This window comes from Candidatus Bathyarchaeota archaeon (genome assembly GCA_023131225.1).
Lineage (GTDB): Archaea > Thermoproteota > Bathyarchaeia > Bathyarchaeales > SOJC01 > JAGLZW01.
Genome location: JAGLZW010000004.1, coordinates 1 through 24,256, shown reverse-complemented (window position 1 = coordinate 24,256; position 24,256 = coordinate 1). Strand labels below are relative to the sequence as shown.

Sequence of the window (24,256 nt, the reverse complement as noted above, 5' to 3'; positions counted from 1 at the left end):
ACGTCAATGTTGACTGAGATAACCATGTCAACCTTTAGAAACAAATGTTAGAAATCGTTTAAGGAGTACTTCAGTGGCGTGAATATTACAGTTTCGGAATGTCATCTCTTCCAACAAGCTATTGGGTATAAGCAAGAATTTACGAATCCGCTCAATGTCTTGGATTCATTTTTCAGAAGAGCCCACGATGTAAGAGAATTAAGTATTTTGACAGCTAATGATGCTTGTGCAACCGTATCTTTCTCAGCTTCTTCTTCTTTTTATTCCTTGTACTACGCTTCCAAAATAGTGCAACTACCATAACGATCACTATCACCCCGGCTAACATGTTAATCCATAGAGAAGAGAAGTCAGATAGTGGAGATGCACCTCCTGCGCGTGCATCATCGGGTATTATGTGAGAAATATCACCATAAGGTCTGACGGATGGGTAGTTATCTCGATTGTTCTCGTTTATGACGTATGAGTTGTCCCATATTTCGTCGCTGCCAGCTTGGTCTTGATTTGGACCACTCTTCTCATCGACATCGGTGTAGTCGTACCAGTAGTTACCTCCAGAAGGATAGCTATCATCCCAAATGCTTTCTGATTTGCTATCGATGGTAACATGTTTTATGCTGGGCGCATGAGGAGGAAGCCCGTTGTTGATGAAGTTATTGTGATAAAAGGTGTTGTCTGGAGAATTGGCGAGTTCAATGCCGAGCAGTTTGTTGTTAGCTATTGTGTTCTCTAAAACCGAGTTGTTAGATGAGCTTGACAGCCACATACCGTGATAATTGTCCATAAGCTCATTCGCACGTATCGTGTTGTTGAAGGAATTTGATGAAATGGTTATGCCGTGTCCCCCCGTGTAGCTATTCAGAGCCCTGTTGCCCATAATCCTGTTGTTAAACGAAAGTGCTAATGAAATACCTACCGTGTTTGCAGAGACGTTGTTTGCTTCAACTGTTACTTCAGAGGAAGAATATAGTACTATGCCTTGACCATTATTTTCCACAACGTTATACGCTATTCTGCTTCCTTTAGAGGTCACAAAGATGCCAATCTTGCTTTTGGTTACAAAATTGTAGGTAATGTTACAGGCATACCCTGAAACCTTGATACCGGCGTATGAAGTACCAGCTGCTCGTGAACAGTTTTGCACAGTAAACCTGCTAATGACAACGTTGCTGGCAGTCACCTCGACAATGGCTCGGTCTTCTCCACTTCCATCGATAATCGTGCTCTCTCTACTTTCTCCAATGAGAGTTAGGGGCTTATTTACATTCAGATGCTCATAATAAGTTCCAACGCGTACGTTAATGGTGTCTCCTGGGTTTGCTGCATTTATGGCTTCTTGAATTGTTGGATAATTGTTTGGAACGGTTATATTATCAGGTTCTGCTTTAACTGATTGATTCTCAACTTTCAGCGATAATATGATTAATAGAAACAGTGTGATTATTACTGTGTAGACGGTTTTCTTTGACATCGAGAACGGTTTCATTCGGGCATGCGTTCTCCCTAATATTCCATGTTCGATTTTCTACATATACAGTAGAAATTGGGTTTTAATAGTCTATTCTTATGTGAAAATATGACAATTAGCGGAATACTAAGTTGGGTTCAATCTTTTGCTGATGAAGTGGGTTTTTGGTCGGGCGAGCAGGATTTGAACCTGCGACAATCCGGTTTCTGCCTAATTGGCTGTATGCTCGGCAGGCTGGGTGATGCCTACCTTACGGGCAGGCCTCTACAGCGTCTCCGTCTGCCAGGCATGCTGGCAAACTCGGAAGCTCTACCAAGCTGAGCTACCGCCCGACCTAGTTGGATAAAAACCAATTCACGTGATTTATGCGTTTCGTTTCAAAACAAGGCAGAAACTCTCCTGGTGTAATGTGTAATCTCACCTAGATTTTTTAGGCCCAAATATGAACTGCGCCTTCTAACAAAAAAACGTGGTTGAGTTTTGTAAAATTTCGAGATTATCTTCCATGAATTTTAGCAATATTATAAATTTCACTATTGTATCTATGGATGTTGTGAATGTTTTCTGATATGCAAAATCCTTGAGAAAATTAAAATTTCAAAAGCAAACAAATATCTCAATGGTTCACTAAGTTTTCCTTTAGAAGCTACTGCCTATCGCGTTTTTCCTTTAATTCGAAGGCATCTACGGAAGTTTTCCTCAAGATTGTTAAGAAGATAAATGCAGAACAGACACAGAAACTATAAAATATACGGTTACATATGTCACACTTTCCTAAGAAAGCGTCAAGCGAAGTCTCTCAGAGAATTAACATTCAATGTGGGATTTTTAATATGCCCATGAAAATTCAAAAAACCGAATCCAACAACCAGCTCGTAGTAGAAAGGATTCATCACGCAAAAAGCTATAGATTAATTGTTGACCGCAAATTGTGTGTAGGGTGCGAACTCTGCAGCCTTATTTGTCCGAGAGAGTCCATCACAATTACCAGACAACCGAAAAAAGAGGGACAAAAGGCTCAACGCCCAATGATTGACGTAGATGAAGTGAAATGTCAATATTGTGGTATATGCGTTACTATATGTCCTTATGGAGCGGTGCAAGTTACTATAGACGGTGAGGATATTGCCTCTGTAGTGGAGAAGGAAAGTTTTCCGCAACTTATTCGTGAAATTACTGTGGACGTAACAAAATGTCCAACAGATTGTAATGACTGTGAGGAAGCTTGTCCCTTAGACCTCATCAAAGTTACGTCAAACCCCGAAACCAGCAAGGTCACAGTAAACATTAGAGAAGAACAGTGTCCCTGTTGTCGTATTTGCGAAGTCAAATGTCCAGAAGGTGCTATTCTTGTCCGAAGAATTTTCACTGGAAAACTTAAGATTAATCAGGAAAAGTGTCCCTCTGGCTGTAGAGATTGTTTAGATGTTTGTCCAATAACTGGTGCTTTGTATCTTTCTGAAGAAGACAGTAAGGTGTATGTTAACGAGCTTTTCTGCACCTATTGTGGCGTATGTAACATTATCTGTCCTGAAGAGGGAGCACTGGAGCTTTCACGCTCAACGATACGCCATACCCCGGTTCGTTCAGGGGCGTGGAACAAGGCTCTTGAAAAGTTAACTTCTACAGTTGAAATGACAAAGGAGTTGCGCGGAAAAGGAAGAAAAAGAACCATGGAAGCTGTAAGGAAACGTCTTGAACCGAGGAAGAAATAAAATGGCAAAAACTGTATCAAAGAGCAGTTCAAAGGCTAAAGCAGAAGGGAAGATTCGCAGAACAATAAACGGAGCAGCAATAAATCTACAAAGAACTCCGCCTCTAGCACCGCTTCCTCAGAAGTCGGAAGAAAAACTTCGGATCGGTGTATTCGTATGCCATTGTGGTCGCAACATTGCCGGAGTAATCGACGTAAAGGAAGTCGCAGAGTACGCAGAAACATTGCCTGATGTTGTTTATGCAAGAGACATTCGATATGCATGTTCCATTCTAGGCCAAGACGAAATTAGAAAGAGCATTAAAGAACATAACATCAATAGGATTGTAGTCGCTGCGTGTTCACCACGTTTATATGAGTCCACCTTCCGCAAAACCTGTGCTGAAGCAGGGTTGAATTCTTACTTCTTTGAAATGGCGAATATACGTGAGTTTTCATCTTGGTGCCACCTTAACACGCCAGAAGAGGCCACAGAAAAAGCAAAAGAAACCGTGAATATGGCGGTTACAAAGGCAAGACTGCTAGAACCTCTAAAAGAAATCGAAATACCAATCATTAAAAATGCACTCGTAATCGGGGGAGGAATAGCTGGAATCAACTCCGCCTTAGATTTGGCCAATATGGGCTTCAAAGTCTATCTGCTTGAAAAGACTGAAAGCATCGGAGGCCACATGGCTCAACTGGACAAAACGTTTCCCACACTAGATTGCAGCATATGTATCGAAGGCCCAAAAATGGTAGATGTAGGTCGCCATCCTAACATCGAAATAATATCCTATGCTGATTTGGTCAGCGTTTCAGGGTATGTCGGCAACTTCAAGGTTAAAATTGGGAAGAATCCGCGATATGTCATTTCTGAAAACTGTACTGGCTGTAGCGAATGCAAAGAGGTCTGCCCCATTGAATATCCTAACGAGTGGGACATTAATATGGGTGTAAGAAAAGCTATATCTGTCCCATTTGAACAGGCTGTGCCGCTTGTTTATAGTATCAACATGGACCATTGCATCGAATGCTATAAGTGTGTAGACGCTTGCGGTGCAAGACAAGCCATAAACTTTGACCAAAAGCTAGAAGAAATAGAATTGAACGTCGGTGCGATCATTGTTGCGATAGGTTTCGAAAGCTATCTGCCATACGATAATCCACTGTATGGTTACGGAAAATATTACAATGTCATTACTGCAATGGAATTTGAGAGACTTATTTTGGCAGCAGGCCCGACTAGTGGGAAGGTTATTCGGGCTTCAGATGGTGAAAAACCTCATTCTGTAGTTTTCATTCAATGCGTTGGCTCGCGGGACATCGAGAAGTATGAATATTGCTCAGGCTTCTGCTGTATGTATACGTTAAAGCATGCAGTTATGCTTAAGGAGAAGTATAGAGATGGTGTTCAAGTTTACGTTGTCTACACCGATCTGCGTAGCGATTTCAAAGGGTACGAAGAATTTTATAATAGAACTAAGAAAGCTGGAGTTCACTTCGTAAGAACTAAATTAAAAAATAGATCGATAACTGAAGACTCAGCAACCAGAAATCTGATTGTACACGCTGAAACAGAAGGAGGACAATCAGTAGAAATAGAAGCAGAAATGGTTGTTCTGGCAAATGCAGCCGTTCCAATCTATAACGCGACAGAACTAGCAGAAATTCTGAAAATCCAAATCGGAGCAAACGGTTTTTTCGTAGAATGCCAACCTAAAATTAGACCTACCGAGACTGATACACCTGGGATATTTTTGGCAGGTGCGTGTCAAGGATTGAAGGATATACCATACAGTGTCTCGCAAGGAAGCAGTGCCGCGGCACAAGCAGCCACAATCCTTAGTAAACCGACATGGATTGTCGAACCTTTGGTTGCAAGGGTGAATGAAGATATCTGCAGTGGATGTGGGGTCTGTGAATCTGTTTGTGGTTATGATGCTGTGCGAATTGAGAAAATCGGTGAAAAAGAACTGGCAAAAGTCACAGAAGGTTTATGCAGAGGGTGTGGCATCTGCAGCGCAACATGCCCATCAGGAGCTATAACGATGCCTCTTTATACGAAAGCGCAAGTTGTCGCTCAAGTTAAAACCGCTTTAGAAGAGGTAAAATAGCATGACCCAGAAGTCTCTTCAAACTACAGAGTTGCGAATTGGCGTATTCATCTGTTATTGCGGGCTCAACATTGGTGCTGTAGTAGATGTTGCAGATGTTGCAGATTACGCCCGCTCTCTGCAGGATGTAGTCTATGTAAAAACTAACCGTTACACTTGTGCCGACCCTGGACAAGAAGAGATTAGAAAGGGAATAAGAGAGTATAACCTTAACCGAGTGGTGGTCGCTGCCTGTTCTCCACGGATGCATGAACCCACGTTTCGTCGAACCGTTTCAGAAGCCGGCTTGAACCCGTTTCTTTTTGAAATGGCAAATATCCGTGAATTCTCTTCGTGGTGTCATCCAAGCACACCAGAAAAAGCCACAGAGAAAGCTAAAGAAATCGTGAAAATGGCTGTTGCGAAGGTTAGACTTCTACAACCACTTGATGTCATCGAGGTCCCAGTCACTAACAAAGCACTAGTAGTAGGGGGAGGGGTTTCTGGCACCAGCGCAGCCTTAGCACTTGCAGAAATGGGATACAAAGTATACCTAGTTGACAGAGCTGAAAGCATCGGAGGCCACATGGCTCAACTAAGCAAAACGTTCCCTCTATTCGAATGTTCAAACTGCCCCCAACAGAATCGTTGCGCAAGATTCTCTTGTGTTGCCACGAGAATAGGAGACGTTGCTAAACACCCGAACATTCAGCTACTTACCTATTCTGAAGTGAAAGAGGTTGAAGGTGTTATTGGAAGCTACAAGGTTAAGGTCGTTAAGAAACCACGATTCGTTGATGAGTCAAAGTGTGTAGGATACTGTAATGTTTGCGTAGAAAAGTGTCCCGTTCAAGTGCCAAACGAATTTGATGCGGGCACACGTGTGCGAAAGGCGATTTACATGCCATTCGACCAAGCTGTACCTCTAGTTCACACAATTGATAAAGAAAACTGTCTCTACTTCAAAGATGGCAACTGCACAGAATGTAAAGATGTATGTGAAGTAGACGCGATAGATTTTGAGCAAAAACCAGAGGAAATCACGTTCGAAGTAGGCACCATTATAGTCGCCACAGGATTCGACATTTACGAGCCCTACGAGTTAAAACACTATGGATATGGGAAATACAAGAATGTAGTAACTGGGCTTCAACTCGAGCGAATATTGGACACAGGCACACAAATCACTGGAGAACTTGTAAGACCATCAGACAGTAAAAAACCCAATAGCATAACTTTCATTCAGTGTGTTGGTTCGCGGGACGTCGAGAAGTTTGAGTATTGCTCAGGCTTCTGCTGCATGCTAACATTGAAAAACGCAGTTTTGCTCAAAGAAAAGTATGGCGACGACCTCCAAGTTAACGTACTATACACGGACATGCGTACTAACAAAAAAGGCTATGAAGAACTCTTCAGCAGAGCCCAAGACATGGGAATCAACTTTATACGAACGAAGCTTACCAATAGAAAAGTCGTTGAGGTCCCCGAAACAGAAAGTTTGACTGTGCAAGCAGAAACAGAAAATAACGACCCAGTAGAGACACAGGCAGACATGGTTGTATTAGCAACAGCGGCGATTCCGAGTAAAGGCTCAGAAGACATAGCAAGGACATTTAATATCTCTCGAGGAGCCAATGGCTTCTTCATGGAAAGCCATCCAAAACTTAAGCCTTTAGACACGCCTGTGGACGGAACCTTCGTAGCAGGTGCTTGTCAAGGTCCCAAAGACGTCCCATACAGTGTTGCTCAAGGGAGCGGAGCCGCAGCCCGAGCAGCAACCATACTCTCGAAGCCAAAATGGAAAATAGAACCTATCGTTGCAGTGGTAGACCCTGAAAAATGCAGAAACACAAAAGTGAAATGCGGCATTTGCGCTGAACGATGCCCTTATGGAGCCATAGAAGCTCCTGAAAACCAACCTGCAAAAGTTATAACAGCCATGTGTCATGGCTGCGGCACTTGCGTGGCTGAATGCCCTGCAGATGCCATTACGCAGAAACACTTCACAGATGACCAGATTATTGCTCAAATAAGAACGGCGTTGGAGGACAACCCTGAAAGCAAAATTCTAGGTTTTCTATGTAACTGGTGTTGCTACGCAGGCGCAGACCTAGCTGGCACAAGTCGCTTTGAATATCCACCTCTCCTTAGGCCAATTCGTGTAATGTGCTCAGGCCGTGTGGACAGAGACTTCGTGCTAGAAGCCTTCAGTCGGGGAGTTGGTATGGTTTTGGTCGGTGCTTGCCACCTGCCATATGACTGTCATTACATTAATGGTAATGAAAGAATGAAAGTTCGCATGGATACCCTAACTCCAATGCTAGAAAAGCTTGGCTTAAGCCCACAGCGTTTCAGAGTAGAATATGTTTCAGCTGCTGAAGGACTAAAGTTTGCAGAGTTGATGAAAGAGATGGCTGCACAGATGAAAGAGTTAGGATCAGACAAGATTAAGGCGGAAAACGCAAAGTTGAAACCGATCTTGGACAGAATGCTGGCTAGGAAACAACAACGATCACAACTTTGATAGAGCGTCTTAAAAGCAAGAATACATGTTTAAAAGTTTGTTTTTTAACGGTATTCTTGACAATAGAAACATCATTCTTAGAATTCATGACATATTTTGTGAACATAAAAATATAATAGCTTTAGTATAAAGCTATAATTTATAGAATTTCTCGGTTTTTCCTGTTTAAAATCAGGTTATTGACACGTTTTGAATTTGGAAATATCGCTTTGCTAAGAAGCGTATTCGCTCGGCATTCCTTCCGTTTCTTCCAATAGCCACGCCCTTATCCTTAGGATCAACTGCTACAACCGCGATGGATTTTCCATCAAGCTTTTCTGTTAACCTAATTTCTCTCACATGCGCGGGCTTTAACGCGTTTCTTATAAATTGAGCAGGGTCATCTGAATATTCGATGATCTCGTGTTTTTTGCTTGTCATTCGCTCTAGAAGGCGAATATTTTTGCCGCCTTTGCCTATTGCCATGCCTATGTGTCCTTCTTTTACGATAAAGATGGCGCGATTTGCGTTTTCGTCAAGAATACAATCTTTAACTGAAGCACCAGTGATGCTTTCGAAAAGGGCGATGAAACGCATTTCTTTACCAGTTAGTTTGATTCCGGTAGCCATTCTAAAACGCCTCCTCTTCAGTAACGTCTTCCTCTGTTTTAGGTTTCTCAGCTAACTTCAAGATGTCAGAATCACCGGGTTCTTTTACAGTCAAAGTAGCAACCGCAAACCGTTTTCCACAAACCATACCTAAATCGATGCTGTTGCCCCTATAAGTCACAACTGGAATTTGAGATAGCTTTCCGTAGTACTCAAGGTCATCGCGTATATGGGATGGAGTATTTGAGGTCACAACGATAAGTCGAGTTTTGCCGATTTTTGTGCTTCTTATAGCTTCATTCACTCCGAAAACTACCTTGCCAGTCCTGACTGCAGTCGCAATCGCCTTGTCTACATCGATCATTCACTTTTCTCCTGCTTGTCGGATAACGTAGACATATATAGGTTAACGAGTCCAGTTCCAATGGGTATAGATTGCCCTACTATAACGTTTTCGGTTACACCCAGCAGCGGATCAGCTTCACCCTTAATTGCTGCGTCAACAATGTTGGGAACCGTGATTTCGAAGGCTGCACGAGCCAAAATACTAGACTTGGCTCCACTGATGCCGTGTCGGCCAATTTGCTTCACTTCGCCTGTGGCAGTCATTATGTCTGCGACCAGCATTATATGTCGAATGTCAACGTCTAGACCTTGCTCTTCCAATACACCTAGTGCTTCTTGAATAAGGGAACTACGGGCCGCTTCAATTCCCAATGTTTTCGCGATTTCATGAACGTGGTTTGTAATAGTTCTGGTTGGATCAATACCAACAGTTTCAAGAATTTTTGGCAGATTCGATCCGTCAGTTCTAATGACCCATTCTCCTTTCTCTTCAGTAACAAGAACACGTTTAATGCCAGAAACTCCTTTTACCTGTTGAGAGATTATTTTGCCCATCAGTTTCTTGTGGTCTTCAGGCTTCTTTGGTTTTGCATAAATCTTTTTACCTCGCGCTCTTATAGTACATATAGGAAGTTGTAATGCATCCTTCAATTCATCTATTGATACGCCTCTATTCTCCATTAAAGTCCTATCAAGATCGACAACGATCTCTTCGTGTTTGGGGTCATCGTAAATTGCCTTTGCAATGTCTTCTACAGCCGTGTAAATGATTCTGCGGGCAATTTCAGTGGCTTTTTCCTTATTCTTTCTCTTTTTCTTATCGAGATAAATGGACATAATCGGCGTGGATGGAATTCGCCTGGCGTCTACAATCTCGATGAGACGTGGCAAGCCTAGAGTAACGTTTTGCTCTCTTACACCTGCATAGTGAAAAGTACGTAAAGTCATCTGGGTGCCTGGTTCGCCTATAGATTGTGCTGCGACGATGCCAACTGCTTCTCCCGCCTCGACTAAGGCACGTTTATAATGTTTCGATGTCAAGTCGATAATTTGATCTACACCTTTCTTTTTCAGTTTTGACTTCTTCAACTCTCGCTTCAATTCGTCTATTAACATCTGTGTAAGCTGATGCTCCACATCCTTGAGTTTCTTCTCAATGTATTTTTCAGAAGCAGGTCTGCCACCTACAATCATGATGCTGACTTGATCAACAAGTCTGCTAACGTTCACAGCTTTTCCATGATCGCTTTTTGCAGGATCTATGCCATCTTCTCCATAGCGGAACTGTATAACATCCCCCACAGAATTACGAACTGTTCCATCATATTCTACACGTAGATGTTCAAGCGCATTTATCAAACGTCTCTGCATGTAGCCGCTTTGCTGTGTTCGCACAGCTGTATCCACCAAGCCTTCACGGCCGCCCATGGCGTGGAAAAAGTATTCTACCGGATCAAGACCTGATTGATAGGAGGATTGAACGAAACCTCTTGCCTTTGGAGATGGGTCATCTGGCTCAAAGTGAGGTAACGCACGTTGCACGTAACCTCGCATGATACGTTTGCCTCGAACGGCTTGCTGACCAACAGAAGCTGTCATTTGACCAATGTTTAGGCTAGAGCCTCGTGCTCCAGTTCTGGTCATAATAATGCCGGCGTTCTCAAGAGTAAAATCCTCATCAGCGATTTTTCCAGCGTTGTCCCTTGCCTTCGCAAGCTCATTCATAACATAGATTTCAAATGAGTCGTGAAGAGACTGTCCGGGGAGTCTTTGAAGTGTTCCTTTTCTGTACGCTGCAATTAGTTCTTGAACGTTTTTCTCACATTTTTCCAAAGTTTTGGCAATCTTGTTCTGTGCCTTTGCTGATAGTTCCAGTTCATCGAAAGAGTATGTAAAGCCACGAATAGACATGAAGAGCTTTAGCACTTGACAGCATTTGTTCAAAAATTCTCGGCCTTGCTTAGCACCGTAATCTTTGATTATGCGGTGGAGAATGCTTTCTGACTGCTCAGCGCCTATAGAACGTCTGTCAATGACGCCTGATTTCAACACGCCGTTCTTAATGACAACAAAAGCGTCGTATGGACATTTTTCTTTGAGGCATTTCGCACAGTTTTGACAGATTGTGGCTTTCAGTGAATAGTTAAAATCTTTTGGCAAAAACAGACTGAATATCTGTTTTCCTGTCCACATTGGTTTTGGCTTTTTTATCTCAGGTTTTGGCAAGGAACCTTCATAGCCAGCTGCTCCTAGCATCCTACAAACTTCTTCTTTAGTCAGGAGAGTGGATTCCTTGGTAAGAAGGTAGGCAGAGGTTATGAAATCCCGAATTGCGCCTATTATGGGGCCTCCGAATCTTGGAGAAAGCATTTGATCTTGGACTTGCATGAGTATGAGCGCTTCTGTCTGAGCTTCTTCGCTTTGTGGCACGTGGAGGTTCATTTCATCCCCATCAAAGTCAGCGTTGTAAGGTGGGCAGACGCAGAGATGCAATCGAAACGTTTTGTAAGGCAGCACCCTAACACGATGCGCCATGATTGACATACGGTGTAGAGACGGTTGGCGGTTAAAAATAGCAATGTCGCCATCTTTAAGATGTCTTTCCACGATGAAACCTGATTCTATCGCCTCGGCGATTTTTTCTCGGTCTACTACGAATTCTAGCCGGATTCGTTTACCATCTGGTCTAACTAAGTATAAGGCACCTGGATAATTATCAGGTCCATTCTTGATGAAAGCCTTCATTTCTGCAAGGTTCCAGTTGGTTACTTTTTCTGGAATTGAAAGCTTCATTGCGACATCTATAGGAACCCCTACTTCGCTAATGTCTATGTTCGGGTCAGGAGAAATGACGGTTCTTGCAGAGAAATCTACTCGTTTCCCGGAAAGATTGCTTCTGAAACGCCCTTCCTTTCCTTTAAGACGCTGTGACAGTGTTTTTAATGCCCTTCCAGAACGATGTCTAGCTGGGGGGATGCCAGAGGCCTCATTGTTGAAGTAGGTGGTTACATGATATTGTAGTAATTCTGATAAGTCTTGGATAATAAGTGTGGGTGCTCCTGCCTCCATGTTTTCATTAAGACGCTGGTTAATTCTTATGATGTCTACAAGTTTGTGGGTTAAGTCGTCTTCGGAACGGATTCCAGATTCTAGTGTAATTGATGGTCTAACGTAAACTGGTGGAACGGGGAGAACTTGGAGAACCATCCATTCGGGTCTAGCAGTTTTGGGAGTGAAACCGAAAAGCTCTAAATCTTCATCAGGTATCCTTTCAAGCCTTTCACGAACTATGCTTGGAGTTAGCTGCGGTGAGCCCCCCTCAGCCACTTCTTCACGGAAGCGAGTTGGCTTCTCGAAAACTATCTTATATTGGGGTGTACCACAGTGAGAACACTCCTTGGATTTTGCGTCCTTTAAGATCTTTTTATAGACACTGCCGGGTACTACTCCAAGAAGCTCGCGAGTACGTTGAATTTGCCACTTAATTTTTTCGACCTGTTCGTCTTGCAATGTTACGCGCCCGCAGTTTCTACACGTTGCCTTCAAGAGGCTATGGATTATTTTTGTGAATACAATGTGAATTATAGGAACTGCCAGTTCAATATGGCCAAAATGGCCTGGGCACCGAATGGCTGTATTACCGCATGTTTTGCATCGTTGTCTCGGCTCAAGGGTACCTAATCTGCCATCCATCAAACCGGAAATTATTGGAGCACCATCTTCATCGTAGGTGTCCGCAGTTTGTATCTCAGCGACAGAAAGCCTTCTCAATTCCCGTGGTGAAAACAATCCAAATCGAAGCTCATCGATTATCTTCTGAGAAACTTCTTCAAAGGCCACTCTAAGCACGCTCCTTTAACTTTAGACGGGGTGCAACGCAGAGACTCATCATTTCCTGCAACAAAAGTTTGAAGGCATATGAGATAATCACTGGAGAAATCTGTGCATCTTCTTCACACATTCGGCAAACATATACGCGTTGTTTTATATCGTAGTAAGCTATGTAGCCACAGTTTTCGCAAACATAGAGAGTGTATTTGTCTGATTCTTCGAGAAGTCGGTCTCGCAAAAGCATCGCTGCGCCATGACCAACTAAGCAGTCTCGCTCCATCTCGCCAAACCTTAATCCGCCACCTCTTGCCCTGCCTTCAGTTGGCTGCCGCGTTAACATCTGCACTTGTCCGCGTGCCCTAGCGTGAACCTTATCAGAAACCATGTGGTGAAGTTTTTGATAGTAAACTACTCCTACGAAAATGTCCGCAACAAACTTTTCACCAGTTACACCGCTGTAGAAAACCTCCCTTCCAGTGTGGCTAAAGCCGTAATTGATCAAAGTCCGCTTTATATCACTGGATTTTTCGTTAACGAATGGCGTTCCGTCGGCTGGTCTTCCACGGGCTGCAGCCATTTTTCCAGCCATAGATTCCAGAAATTGGCCTATGGTCATTCGTGAGGGAATCGCATGAGGGTTTATTAGTATATCGGGAACGATGCCTGACTCAGTAAAGGGGAGGTCTTCTTGAGGTATAATCATGCCAATGACGCCTTTTTGTCCATGGCGAGAGGCAAATTTGTCGCCAAGTTCTGGAACGCGCTGATCGCGTACTCTGACTTTGACGAGTTTGCTTCCTTCCCTGGATTCTGTGATGAAAATGGCGTCAGCGGTGCCTGCTTCTGATTGTCTTACGTCTACAGATGTATCACGCATCGATGGACCTTTTACCTCAAATTCTTTGTATTCTTCGAGGAATCTGGGAGGGCTTGTTCTTCCTATAAGAACGTCGCCACCGACCGTGCTTGCTTCAAGGTTTACAATGCCATCAGGCTCAAGCAAACGATAGTATTGCTCCCCTCTAAAGCCTCTCATACCTGCCTCTGGAATGACAAATCGATCTTTCAATCCTCCTAGATATTGGCGGCATTCAGCTTCGTAAATTCGATAAAATGTAGAACGGCACAAGCCGCGTTCTATTGATGCCTTGTTAAAAATGAGGGCGTCTTCCATATTGTATCCTTCGAAAGACATGACTGCAACTATACAGTTTTGTCCTGAAGGTCTTTGATTGTAGCCTAAGATTTCCATGGGTTTTGTCTTGACAAGAGGCGTCTGAGGGTAATGCAAGACATGGGAACGAGAGTCCACTCGGTAAATAAAGTTAGTTGCGTAAACGCCAAGGGCTTGTTTTGCCATGGCAGCCTCGTACGAGTTTCGGGGCGACTGATTGTGTTCTGGATAGGGTATTATGGAAGCGCATATGCCAAGAATTGTGTAGGGTGAAAGTTCTACGTGTGTGTGTTTATGAGTTATTTCGTCGAAACTCAGAGCCACGTAGATGTTCTCCTCTTCTTCTGCGTCGATATATTCTATTATCGCGTTTTTGACAAGGTCTTCCCATGACCATTCTCCTGAGCGGATATTGTCAATGTGTTCTGGTTGGAGTTTGGAGACGCCGTTTTCAACTATTATGAGAGGTCGTCGAACTCGACCTTCGCTACAATTGACGTAAACTTCTTCTCTTCCACCCTTAGTTTTGAGGTGGGCGATGTTGATTTCTGAAGGGATTTCACCTCTTCTGCGTTTGTCTCTTAATTCGGAGACGAGTTCTGCGGGGTATTGGTGATATCCTATTAAAGAACCATTTATGAAGACTTTCGCGCCTGAAAGGCGGACTCCTTGCTCCGCGTTTCGCGCTGGAATGCTTCCCATGTCATAAACAATTCGCTTTACCTTTTCAACGTTTACGGCTACAGATATGCATGCAGAAAGAGCGAGATTCTTCACCAAGCCACAGTTTGAGCCTTCAGGCGTTTCGTTTGGGCATAAACGCCCCCAATGGGTTGGATGCAAGTCGCGGGCTTCAAAGTTTGGTTGGCTCCTACTGAGAGGGGACTGCAGTCTACGTAGATGGCTAAGAGTTGAAACAAGATTTGTCCTGTCGAGGAGTTGCGTTATACCCACTCTCCCTCTGCCCCAATTGCCTGTTGCCAAAGCATGTTTAAGGCGGTCTGAAACTATGCCAGGGCGCACAGCGGCGGAAACTGTGATCATCTGTCGTTTGAATCCCATTCTCTCCAACTGATATTTTATATCTCTACATAAGTTTCTGAAGGCGACGCGAAAGAGGTCCGCGAGTAGAGGACCAGCAAGTTTTAGCCTTTTGTTTTTAAAGTGATCTTTATCGTCTGTTGTGCGTTTTCGAAGTTTTAATTCTATCACGCGGCATGTCATCTCACCCAGAAAGATAGCTTTATCTATGCGTTTTTCAGGTGTGCGGTCTAGATGGGGAAGAAAGTTTCGGTCTAAGATGCTTTGAGCTCTTTGAAGACGGTACTCTAATACTTGCCCATGTGCCACGCGGTTACCTATGTATTCAAGAGCTTCTCTGAGAGTTTCTGCTCCTGCAGATTTTTCAAAGGAAGGTTCAAGCATGTTTTGTATAGATTGGTTGGGTGAGACTATTTCAGCGATTTCTTTGTCGGATTCAAGTCCCAAGCCTCTCATTACGATTATGAAGGGAACTTCAGAGGGCACGCCCGGGATAGTGACGTAGATGGCGCCATCTGATTTTAGACGCAGTTCTATTCTTGCTCTGAAGCCGACAGTTGTGGAGAAGATTTTTGCTTGGTAAACAGGGTGGGCGCCTCTTGTGTCGATGTCTACTAATATCCGGTTTGGTGCCAAGTCTTCAAGGGCAACAATCACGCGTTCTGAGCCATTTATCAGGAAGTATCCACCCGAGTCATTCGGGTCTTCGCCATGAAGTATCAGTTCTTCAGGTTGCAGTTGGGAAAGAACGCATAGTTTGGATTTGAGCATGACAGGGATGTTGCCGATCAAAACGAGTTCTGTATCTTGTTCTCTTCCGTCCATTATCGGAGTCATTTCAATAGCCATCGGCGCAACATAAGAGAGATCGCGGAACCTCGCTTCCATAGGAAATATTTCATGTTTTGTGCCGTCTACTTCGGTCAAGTAGGGACTACTTATGCGGGATTGAGGGTCGATTATCCAAGCTTGCCCAAGTTTTATTTTATAGGGACTTTCAGGAAGTTCGATCTTTATTTCGCCGGTTTCATCTATTATTTCTTGCAGTCCGTGGTCGATGAATTCGTTGTAAGAGTCTAAATGCTGTCGAACAAGTCCTTTTTCTTTAAAGAAGGATTTTTGAAGAAGTAAAAGTTCGTCTTGAGTGATTTCTGACACTTTTCAATTTGCCTCCAGAGAACTATTGTTTAGTTTAGATTGAAGGAGAGGTCTTTTGAGGGTTTTTTCTTCCAAACTGGGGGTTTCCTCCAACGAGGCCGGATGCCATCCGACCCGAAAAGCTGGGTCTTCTTATATTTTTTATGGTCCGTTTTGGAACTAAAGCCATAGAACCATGGTCGTATCTAATAAACTTTACCCAAGTGTTATTTTCTTTATTCCGGCTTTGCCTTGGCGATTACAGATTCAACAAAAGACATTTTCGCCGCGGCATAAGCTTCGTGGTCTGAGCCACACTCAAAGGCTAATCTTTTTTTTCAATTCATAATACTCCTGAGCATCTTTAAGATGAGTGCAGAGATAATTACGAAACAGCAAATGTTTCATCCAGAAATTACTTGTTCGTTCAACCATATGCAAGTGATAATGCTGTTCCATTGGAGGATGACCTTTGTGGAAATAATGTCTTTCCGGAATTGAATCCTCATGTTCAGGAACATACTCGTAGCCAATGCTTCGAAGAGAAGCAATACACTTCTCGGTAATATTAAGTTGAGGAACAGCGACTATTATGTCAATAACTGGTTTTGCTCCCAAGGTAGGAATAGCACTACTCCCTATGTGCTCAACTCCCACAATAATATGACCCACAACCTCAAGAACCCGACTTTTCTCCTCTTCATACAATACAGCCCATTGAGGATCGTAATCTGCAATTCTGATTGTCTTATTTATTTCCATCAACTAAGTTTGCCCATTAATAGTATGGTTCTACTCAAAGGCTTTGAAAAAGCAAAATGTAGATTACAGATAGGTGGGGTTTCAAGGACTCAAGGTAAAATCAAGAACACGCGCATTTGAGGCGTTTTCCTAGTGTTTAGCGTCTGTTTAGATTCTGTTGAGCATGTAGCAGATGGTCTAGTCTAGGAACCCCGCACACTTATCATTCCCCTCTCTACTCTGTCTTCCCTAGTATCAAAGCTAATAATGCCATCCTTGTAACAATTCCATTCCACACCTGTTGAAAATACCGTGCATGACTCGTACTATCTACCTCAGGCGCAATCTCATCCACCCTCGGCAACGGATGTAGAACAATCATATCCTTCCTTACCCTCTCTAACAACTGCAAATCAACTCTATATGAACCCTTTACCTTCGCATACTCCGCCGCGTCTGGAAAACGTTCCTTCTGAATACGAGTCATATACAACACATCAACGTCACCAATAATTTTCTCTAGGTTATTTTTTTCTATAACCTCAATCTCCTCCTTAATCACCTGCAAAACCTCCCTCCGCATACGCAACATGTCAGGCGAAACAAGGAACAACTTCACATCATACAACGACAACGCATACGCCAACGAATGCACTGTCCGCCCATAACGCAAATCACCAACCAAAGCCACGTTCAAACCGTCAATTTCCCCTTTCTCTTTAACAATAGTGTACAAATCTAGCAAAGCCTGCGTCGGATGCTCCTCAGCACCAGAACCACCATTGATAACTGGGACACCTGCGAACTCAGCTGCCAACCTAGCCGCCCCTTCCAACGGATGCCGTACAACAATAACATCAGCGTAACTTTCAACAACCCGCATAGTATCAGCCAAATTCTCACCCTTCTTCACCGAAGTAATCTCTGCCTCAGCAAAGCCAATCGCAGAACCACCTAACCTATGCATAGCCGACTCGAAACTCAGACGCGTACGAGTACTAGGCTCAAAAAACAGTGTAGCCAAAATCTTCCCACGCAATAAATCTGAACCAGCCCTTGCCATAGGCTCCATAGCTCGAGTCATCTCTAGAATGTAATCAATCTCCTGCCGCGAAAAATCCCTCAGAGAAATGATGTCACGCCCCTTAAACTCCAACTTTAACACCAAACAAAAAATGAGCAGGTGATAAATAACTTCTTTGCTAGCGCCTTCAACCTGTTAGGAAAAACCATATAGCCTTCTTGCTATGAATCTGTTCAAGAGGCAAACCTACAATGGCTGAAAAAACCCTTCTTGTCTCAAAAATTAAAGATGGCACAGTCATCGATCACATTACAGGTGGACACGCGCTAGATGTCGTGAAAATTTTGGGGATAACAGGACGAACAAATGGAACGGTGTTAATCGCGTTGCACGTGCCGAGCAAACAGCTAGGCACAAAAGATATAGTTAAAGTAGAAGGCAGGGAACTAGAACCTGAGGAAGTTGATAAGATAGCGCTTTTGGCCCCCCACGCCTCAATAAACATAATTCGCGACTATAAAGTGGTTGATAAAAAACGCGTAAAACTACCAGACATCATACGTGGAACAGTAAAATGCGGCAACCCTGCATGCATATCCAACAGCAACGAGCCAGTACAGCCAAAATTCTACGTGAAAAGCCAAGACCCTCTAATGATAAGATGCCATTACTGCGGCTACGTAATGGAGAAACAAGATATTTTGAAACAATTCTAGGCTATTTTGTCTGAAGAAGAAGAATCGCCTTGGCGAGGTCTCCACCGCTTTCCTCTAGCGCTTGTCTTGCTTCTTCCACACTTTTCCCAGTCTGGTCGGCCACCAATCTAATGTCTTCCTCAGGAATCGCTAGTTTCTTTCCTTCAGCCGCTAACGCTTTTTCCGTAATTTTTCCTCCTGTGACCTGGAACACCTTTTGTCCTTTAAGGTTCAATATAGCTACTTCTGGTTCTTCAACGATTATTTCCTTCACGCTTGTTTTGAATACAACTTGCTGAACGTCAGGCATCGCGTCCATGCTTAAGCCCATACGCTTCATTAGCCGCCTAGTATCTCTCGGACTCATTCCTTTACGCAACTCTCACTTACTCCACGCATAATTTTCTTGCTTCTCCTTCTTAACTCTCCCTCTTCCCTTCAGCAGATCCTCTTCTAACACGAACGGCAACACCATGTTTAAACGCTTTCATCTCCCTTCCAGCCAGAACCGCCCTGCCAACAGCTAAAACTTTGCATTTACTATTTATGACAACCACTTCTTCTTCAGGTCTAATTTCCTCGTCACAATCAACAACGTGCTTAGCAAAAACGCTTTTACCTTTAGCGACAAAGTTGGCTGCATCGTCTTGAACCTCCACCCATAATTGTGGAGGCTTAATCTGCGTGATGTGGCGTGCACCCTCAATGGTCAGCGAGAAAAAGCTGTTGGTAGGTCGCAAAGTAGCCAAAAGTTCGCCATCTAAATAAATGTGCCTTATCCTACCAGTCCGCCGAGAAAAAACAATATCCACTGTGTCGGGAAAAAGCACCTTTCCAGTTCCTCGCCCAAACTGGTAGTCAGCAATAGAACGGATTTTTTGCAAAGGATTATCTCGCATATTGGCACCGTTCGTTGATACGACATCTATAAAGAAGCGAAGATATGTAAAATAGTTGGGGTAACTTCAGAGTACATTTTTGGAGCGAAAATTGAAAGCTTAATGTGCTCGCCTTTCTTGATGGTCTTGCATGTTCTCCGAAAATAGGCATAATGACTCACATGCGTTCTCCTAAAGCTTGTATTCCTGCATCTGCGTCTTCAGAAAGCGCTAAATAACTCCGAAGATACATTATGTCTGGGAGAAAAAGTGAGAAAAGCAGCATTAGCAGTTATGATTTTCCTACCAATTATCATTCTTTTTCTATTCACGTTTGACATTCAACCTATTTAGGCCCACACCCACTCACCATCCACTCGCGATAAACTATTGTAAGAGTAATTCCTGAAATTATCGAGCTAGGTCCTGAAAATGTAGTAGACAAGGCTTTTACGATTGCTGTGGTAGTTGAAAACGTAGCAGACCTCCTAGGCTTTGACATACAGTTCAGCTGGAATACCAGCTACATCAAATATATAACCCACACACAAACCAGTACAGTTGAGAGCTACCCAAGCCCCATACCGCCAAGCCCCTGTGCAGGCATAATTCATGATCCACCACTAAGACTCGCTGAAGTGGTGGACCCCGCACTTGGCAGCTATTGGGCTGCCATTGCAACGCTGGGAGGATCAGGCTTTGACGGGGGTGGAACGGTTTTCGTCATGGCTTTCAGAGTGGTATATCAACCTGAACCGGGCGAAGGAGAATTAAACACGCGATTAGACATACAATCCGCAAATCTCGCAAGCAGCGGCGGTTCTATCCCTACGATGTTTTCGACGGAACTGTTGTGACACACGCTCGCCTTGAATGTGACCTTAATGAAGATGGAGTCGTTAACATATACGACATTGTATTGGCGGCAGAAGCATACGGCTCTAAACCCTGCGACCCCAACTGGAACCCGCGCACAGACTTCGCGCCCCAATAGGAACTAATCGACATATATGATTGGGTTACACTCGCCGCCAACTACGGAAACTCTTAACCGATTGTTTCTTTAAGGCTGTTGCTCACGCACCATACTAAATCACTAAACGTGCGCGCCCCCAAGTCCACAAACTATTTTTAGGGTGAGAGTTAAGCTACTTTTATACCTTACATTCGCCTCTTTGTCCGTATAGCAGTTTAGGTGACACAGCCTTGCGGTGCGAAGTTTGCGGTCGTCCCATAATGGGCAAACCTTACAAAGCCATAATCGAAGGAGCAAGACTTATAGTATGTAGTGACTGCGCAACACTCGGCTCAATAAGCTGGGAAATGAAAACGCCGAAACCAGCTAGATCAGCCGTTAAACTCCAAAGACCGCTCAAGCGAAAATTAAAAGTTTCAGCAAAGCATCAGTCTCCTTTAGAGCTTACTCTAGATCTAGTTAACGACTTTGACGCTCGAATACGTCAAGCGAGAGAAGCACAACTACTAAGCCATGAAGACTTGGGCAGAAAAATAAACGAAAAAGTCTCTGTGCTTAAAAAGTTAGAAAGCCACAAAATGACGCCTGATTTGAGACTTGCAGAAAAACTCCAGTACGCATTAAGAATCAAGCTTTTTGTCCCAGCGACTGAAAAGAAGATTTCGAAAAAACTCTTAGCTACGACCCTTCCATCAAAAAACATCACATTAGGAGATCTAATCAAAAGTAAGAAGAAACCGGCGGAGGCAAGAAAATAACAAAAGCAATCATCGTACAACGACGCTTAAGGAACGAACCAAGCAGCTTGAAAGAACTCGAAAACCTAACAGAATCCGCTGGATACACCGTTGTTGCAACTATCGAACAAATACGAAAGGCCTATCCACGCTTTCAAATAGGAAGAGGCAAGGTAAAAGAACTTGCACGATTAGTCAAAGAGCACAATGCTAGGAAAATAATTTTTGACAATCGCCTCAAATCAGTTCAAGCTTACAACCTTGCTAAAGAAACGGGCGTAGAAGCAATAGACCGATTTCAATTAATTCTTGAAATATTCACTCAGAGAGCTTCAACAACCGAGGCTAAGCTCCAAATCCAACTTGCTAAACTCCGCTACGAATCAGCACATGCAAAAGAAAAAGTGCGACTTGCAAGAATGGAAGAGCAACCAGGCTTCATGGGGCTAGGTGCATACGAAGTAGACGTCTATCACGAAGCAGTGCAAAGGCAAGTTCATACAATACAAAAAAAGTTAAAACAATTCAAAAGAAAGAGAGACTTACACAGAAAACGAAGGCTAGACCTTGGTTTCTCAGCTGTTTCGTTGGGAGGGTATACTTATGCTGGAAAAAGCACTCTTTTCAACGCACTGGTTCATGAAGCTGTTCCAACAGGTGAGGGGCTGTTCACGACACTCTCCACTACCACGCGACTCGTGAATCTGCTCGGGAAACGAGTCCTTTTAACCGATACTGTTGGGTTTATTGACAGACTTCCACTCACGCTAATAGAGGCCTTCCGCTCAACTCTTGAAGAAACGATTTTTTCAGATTTAATACTCCTAATTGTGGATGCAAGTGAGCCGTTGAAAGAAATTAAGAGAAAACATTCAATAAGTCTTGACACAATGCAAAAAATTGGAGTACATGGAATCCCTGTAGTGACCGCACTTAACAAAATTGACTTACTCTCAGAGTATGAAATTCAACAACGAACAGATGCATTGAAAGACTTGGCTTCAAACATTGTTCCTATTTCTGCTTTACATGACATAAACATTAGCCTTCTTGAACAAGAACTGGTCAAACACCTCACAAATTATATCCACGCAACTTTTTCCATCCCTCTTTCAGATGAAACTCTCTCCTTCCTTTCATGGATCTTCAACTACACTGATGTCAAAAACGTGAAATACGAGAACGATTACGCTAATGTTAGCTTTGAAGCAGTGGCAGATTTCGCTGACAAGGTTCTTGGGCGCGTAAAGCAGCTTGGTGGAACTGTTAAAGAGTTTGTTGAGTTGAAATAGTTGAAGAACAAGCTGCCTAAAGTCGTAGTTTTGAGGTGGGGACATCGATTCAGAGACGAGAGATTGACAACTCATGTTGCTCTTACTGCAAGAGCGTTTGGTTCGTCAGGCATAATACTTACCGATGTTGGAGATATGAAAATCAAGAAAACCATAGATGAAGTTGTCGAGAACTGGGGCGGCCCTTTCTTCTTTCAAGTGGGTACTCCGTGGAAAATGGTTTTAAAAGACTGGAAGGCTGAAGGTGGCGTAGTTGTTCACTTAACTGCTTATGGGGAAAACATTCAAACAAGTAACGTAATCCAACGAATTCAAGCAACTAGAAAAAATGTGCTAGTTATTGTGGGAAGCAGGAAAGTTCCAAGTAAGTTTTTTTCTCGTGAAATTTCGGATTTCAATGTTGCTGTTGGAAATCAGCCTCATTCTGAATGTTCTGGCCTTGCAGTCTTTCTCGACAGATTTTTTGAGGGAAAGGAATTAGCGAAGAAGTTTAAAACTGCGAAACTACAGATCATTCCGCGAAAGCATGGGAAGAAGGTTGTTTTGAAAAGAAAAGTTTAAAAGGCAAATCCATATCCGATAAATAAGAAATTTATGTTTCATGTAGATAGTATATTAATTGGTGATAGAGGTACCTTATGTTGACTTTCATAGACGATGAAACATTGGTCAAAGTTGCAGAAGTGTTGGGACAAGAAGAAGCCATTCAAATCATCTACATTTTAAAGGATGCAGATGAAACTACAGATGATCAGATAGCAAACAAAACTGGAATACGGCTGAATTCTGTTCGCAAGATACTTTACAGACTATATGACCATTCCCTCGTATCGTTGAGAAGATCAAGAGACCCACACACGGGTTGGTTCATATTTCATTGGAAGCTTCAACCAGATCAGCTTGAGGGTTTCATTATGAACCAAAAAAGACATGTTTTGCAGAAGCTAGATGCACGGCTTAGCTATGAGAAAAATCATGATTTCTACTATTGTGGCACACAAGGATGTAAACGGGTTCCCTTTGAGGAAGCAATGGAGCTAATTTTTCGGTGCTCGACCTGCAATGAGCCAATGATGCATTTTGATAATGGTAAAGTAGTTGAGGTCTTGTCTCGAAAGGTTGATCAATTAAGGAAGGAGTTAGGTGAGCAGAGGGTTACCGTCTGAGGAGACGGCGCTGAAACTCCTAATGCATGCGGGTTGTTCAAAGAAAGTCGTGAAACACTGTAGGGCAGCAGCAGATCTCTCGGTGGAAATAGCTGAAGCTTGCAAGAAGAAGGGATTGGTAGTTAATGTTGAACTTGTGCGAATTGGCGCGCTTTTACATGATATTGGACGGGCGAAGACCCATAGCGTAGATCATGGGATTGTAGGAGCATATATTGCGAGGGAGTTAGGATTGCCAGATGCTCTAGTTTCTATCATCGAGCGGCATGTTGGTAGTGGAATTACAGAAAGTGAAGCTGAGAAGTTAAGGTGGCCTGTGAAGAGTTATGTTCCAGAGTCTATTGAGGAGCGGATTGTAGCTTATGCTGATAAGTTGATTGAAGGTTCAATGCGGATGCCCATTGAAGTGGTTTTTGAGCGGTTTAGTCGAGACAAGCACATCCCTGAGGCCTCTCTTGAGCGTTTGAAGCAGTGGCATGAAGAGCTTTCGTTTTGCCTTGAGTGAAGAGGGTGTCTTTTTGCGTGAAGTTGTGCTACTTCAGAAAGTTTACGGCGCAGTTTCTCTAGAAAGAATTGAAAAAATTCTGAGAGAATCATGTAAAGGGTTAAGAGTTGAGTTGACTTGTTTGAGTGGAGTGGAAAATGAGTGGATCAACGTCAAGGTTTTTGGTGAGGATGAAGAAGTTGCAGTGCGTTTTCTGGGAAAGAATGTAGGTTTGGCCCCTATCTCTATTGAGAATATTAAACGTCTTTCTGTTCTGTGTGGAAGGGTAATTTTTTCTGGGCGAAGCAAAATAGGGATTTTTGTAGATGTTGGCGTTTTTTCGCCAGAACCAGTTTATGCAACAAT

Annotated in this window: 21 protein-coding genes and 1 tRNA gene; 12 read left to right on the top strand and 10 right to left on the bottom strand. The window is 43.3% G+C overall.

Annotated features, from left to right (window positions below):
* Positions 1-214: 214 nt before the first annotated feature.
* Positions 215-1,486, bottom strand: coding sequence for a right-handed parallel beta-helix repeat-containing protein (locus KAU88_01170; GenBank protein ID MCK4477126.1), 1,272 nt, complete (start codon positions 1,484-1,486; stop codon positions 215-217).
* A 147-nt stretch (positions 1,487-1,633) separates the two neighbouring features.
* A tRNA-Tyr gene (locus KAU88_01165) sits at positions 1,634-1,800 on the bottom strand.
* Between the two features lie 501 nt (positions 1,801-2,301).
* Here KAU88_01165 and KAU88_01160 point away from each other — a divergent pair.
* Genes KAU88_01160 through KAU88_01150 form a run of 3 tightly spaced genes read left to right on the top strand, consistent with a single transcriptional unit; the run spans position 2,302 to position 7,781 of the window.
* Positions 2,302-3,183, top strand: a complete 882-nt coding sequence (locus tag KAU88_01160) for a 4Fe-4S dicluster domain-containing protein (protein MCK4477125.1) — start codon at positions 2,302-2,304, stop codon at positions 3,181-3,183.
* Position 3,184: 1 nt separating this feature from the next.
* Positions 3,185-5,278: a CoB--CoM heterodisulfide reductase iron-sulfur subunit A family protein gene (locus KAU88_01155; protein MCK4477124.1), complete on the top strand. Its 2,094-nt coding sequence runs from the start codon at positions 3,185-3,187 to the stop codon at positions 5,276-5,278.
* 1 nt (position 5,279) lies between these two features.
* A complete protein-coding gene (locus tag KAU88_01150) occupies positions 5,280-7,781 on the top strand; it encodes a hydrogenase iron-sulfur subunit (protein MCK4477123.1) in 2,502 nt (833 codons plus the stop codon).
* A 171-nt stretch (positions 7,782-7,952) separates the two neighbouring features.
* Here the strand turns inward: KAU88_01150 and KAU88_01145 are convergent, their stop codons facing one another.
* The 6 genes from KAU88_01145 to pyrB form a co-directional block, all read right to left on the bottom strand.
* Positions 7,953-8,390 carry a NusA-like transcription termination signal-binding factor gene (locus tag KAU88_01145; protein MCK4477122.1) on the bottom strand — a complete coding sequence of 146 codons (438 nt, stop codon included), beginning with the start codon at positions 8,388-8,390 and terminating at the stop codon, positions 7,953-7,955.
* Between the two features lies 1 nt (position 8,391).
* Positions 8,392-8,733, bottom strand: a complete 342-nt coding sequence (locus KAU88_01140) for a 50S ribosomal protein L30e (GenBank protein ID MCK4477121.1) — start codon at positions 8,731-8,733, stop codon at positions 8,392-8,394.
* Positions 8,730-12,554: a DNA-directed RNA polymerase subunit A' gene (locus KAU88_01135; GenBank protein MCK4477120.1), complete on the bottom strand. Its 3,825-nt coding sequence runs from the start codon at positions 12,552-12,554 to the stop codon at positions 8,730-8,732. The genes KAU88_01140 and KAU88_01135 overlap by 4 nt, the downstream gene beginning before the upstream one ends.
* 1 nt (position 12,555) lies before the next feature.
* A complete protein-coding gene (locus tag KAU88_01130; GenBank protein MCK4477119.1) occupies positions 12,556-15,918 on the bottom strand; it encodes a DNA-directed RNA polymerase subunit B in 3,363 nt (1,120 codons plus the stop codon).
* A gap of 297 nt (positions 15,919-16,215) precedes the next feature.
* On the bottom strand, positions 16,216-16,662 hold the full coding sequence (locus KAU88_01125; GenBank protein MCK4477118.1) for a GrpB family protein: 447 nt from the start codon (positions 16,660-16,662) through the stop codon (positions 16,216-16,218).
* Positions 16,663-16,873: 211 nt separating this feature from the next.
* Entirely contained in the window at positions 16,874-17,794 is a 921-nt protein-coding gene (gene pyrB / locus KAU88_01120; protein MCK4477117.1) for an aspartate carbamoyltransferase, read from the bottom strand.
* A gap of 119 nt (positions 17,795-17,913) precedes the next feature.
* Here pyrB and KAU88_01115 point away from each other — a divergent pair, with 119 nt between their 5' ends.
* Entirely contained in the window at positions 17,914-18,378 is a 465-nt protein-coding gene (locus KAU88_01115; protein MCK4477116.1) for an aspartate carbamoyltransferase regulatory subunit, read from the top strand.
* A 1-nt stretch (position 18,379) separates the two neighbouring features.
* Here the strand turns inward: KAU88_01115 and KAU88_01110 are convergent, their stop codons facing one another.
* The gene (locus KAU88_01110; GenBank protein ID MCK4477115.1) at positions 18,380-18,724 is read right to left on the bottom strand and encodes a nascent polypeptide-associated complex protein; all 345 of its coding nucleotides are present in this window, start codon (positions 18,722-18,724) and stop codon (positions 18,380-18,382) included.
* Positions 18,725-18,776: 52 nt separating this feature from the next.
* The gene (locus tag KAU88_01105; protein ID MCK4477114.1) at positions 18,777-19,256 is read right to left on the bottom strand and encodes a pseudouridine synthase; all 480 of its coding nucleotides are present in this window, start codon (positions 19,254-19,256) and stop codon (positions 18,777-18,779) included.
* Positions 19,257-19,696: 440 nt separating this feature from the next.
* Between KAU88_01105 and KAU88_01100 the strand changes: the two genes are divergently transcribed.
* The 8 genes from KAU88_01100 to KAU88_01065 form a co-directional block, all read left to right on the top strand.
* Positions 19,697-20,092 carry a hypothetical protein gene (locus KAU88_01100; protein ID MCK4477113.1) on the top strand — a complete coding sequence of 132 codons (396 nt, stop codon included), beginning with the start codon at positions 19,697-19,699 and terminating at the stop codon, positions 20,090-20,092.
* Positions 20,089-20,229: a hypothetical protein gene (locus KAU88_01095; protein MCK4477112.1), complete on the top strand. Its 141-nt coding sequence runs from the start codon at positions 20,089-20,091 to the stop codon at positions 20,227-20,229. The genes KAU88_01100 and KAU88_01095 overlap by 4 nt, the downstream gene beginning before the upstream one ends.
* A gap of 212 nt (positions 20,230-20,441) precedes the next feature.
* On the top strand, positions 20,442-20,969 hold the full coding sequence (locus KAU88_01090) for a TIGR00270 family protein (GenBank protein ID MCK4477111.1): 528 nt from the start codon (positions 20,442-20,444) through the stop codon (positions 20,967-20,969).
* Positions 20,966-22,240: a GTPase HflX gene (hflX, locus tag KAU88_01085; GenBank protein ID MCK4477110.1), complete on the top strand. Its 1,275-nt coding sequence runs from the start codon at positions 20,966-20,968 to the stop codon at positions 22,238-22,240. The genes KAU88_01090 and hflX overlap by 4 nt, the downstream gene beginning before the upstream one ends.
* A gap of 12 nt (positions 22,241-22,252) precedes the next feature.
* The gene (locus KAU88_01080) at positions 22,253-22,801 is read left to right on the top strand and encodes a tRNA (cytidine(56)-2'-O)-methyltransferase (protein ID MCK4477109.1); all 549 of its coding nucleotides are present in this window, start codon (positions 22,253-22,255) and stop codon (positions 22,799-22,801) included.
* Positions 22,802-22,878: 77 nt separating this feature from the next.
* The gene (locus tag KAU88_01075; protein MCK4477108.1) at positions 22,879-23,406 is read left to right on the top strand and encodes a transcription factor; all 528 of its coding nucleotides are present in this window, start codon (positions 22,879-22,881) and stop codon (positions 23,404-23,406) included.
* Positions 23,384-23,911 (top strand): HDIG domain-containing protein, encoded by a 528-nt coding sequence (locus KAU88_01070; protein MCK4477107.1) that lies wholly within the window; start codon positions 23,384-23,386, stop codon positions 23,909-23,911. Before KAU88_01075 ends, KAU88_01070 begins: the two co-directional genes overlap by 23 nt.
* Positions 23,883-24,256, top strand: a 374-nt coding sequence (locus KAU88_01065) for a DUF2110 family protein (protein ID MCK4477106.1), incomplete at its 3' end; no start/stop codon positions are given. The genes KAU88_01070 and KAU88_01065, both read left to right, overlap by 29 nt.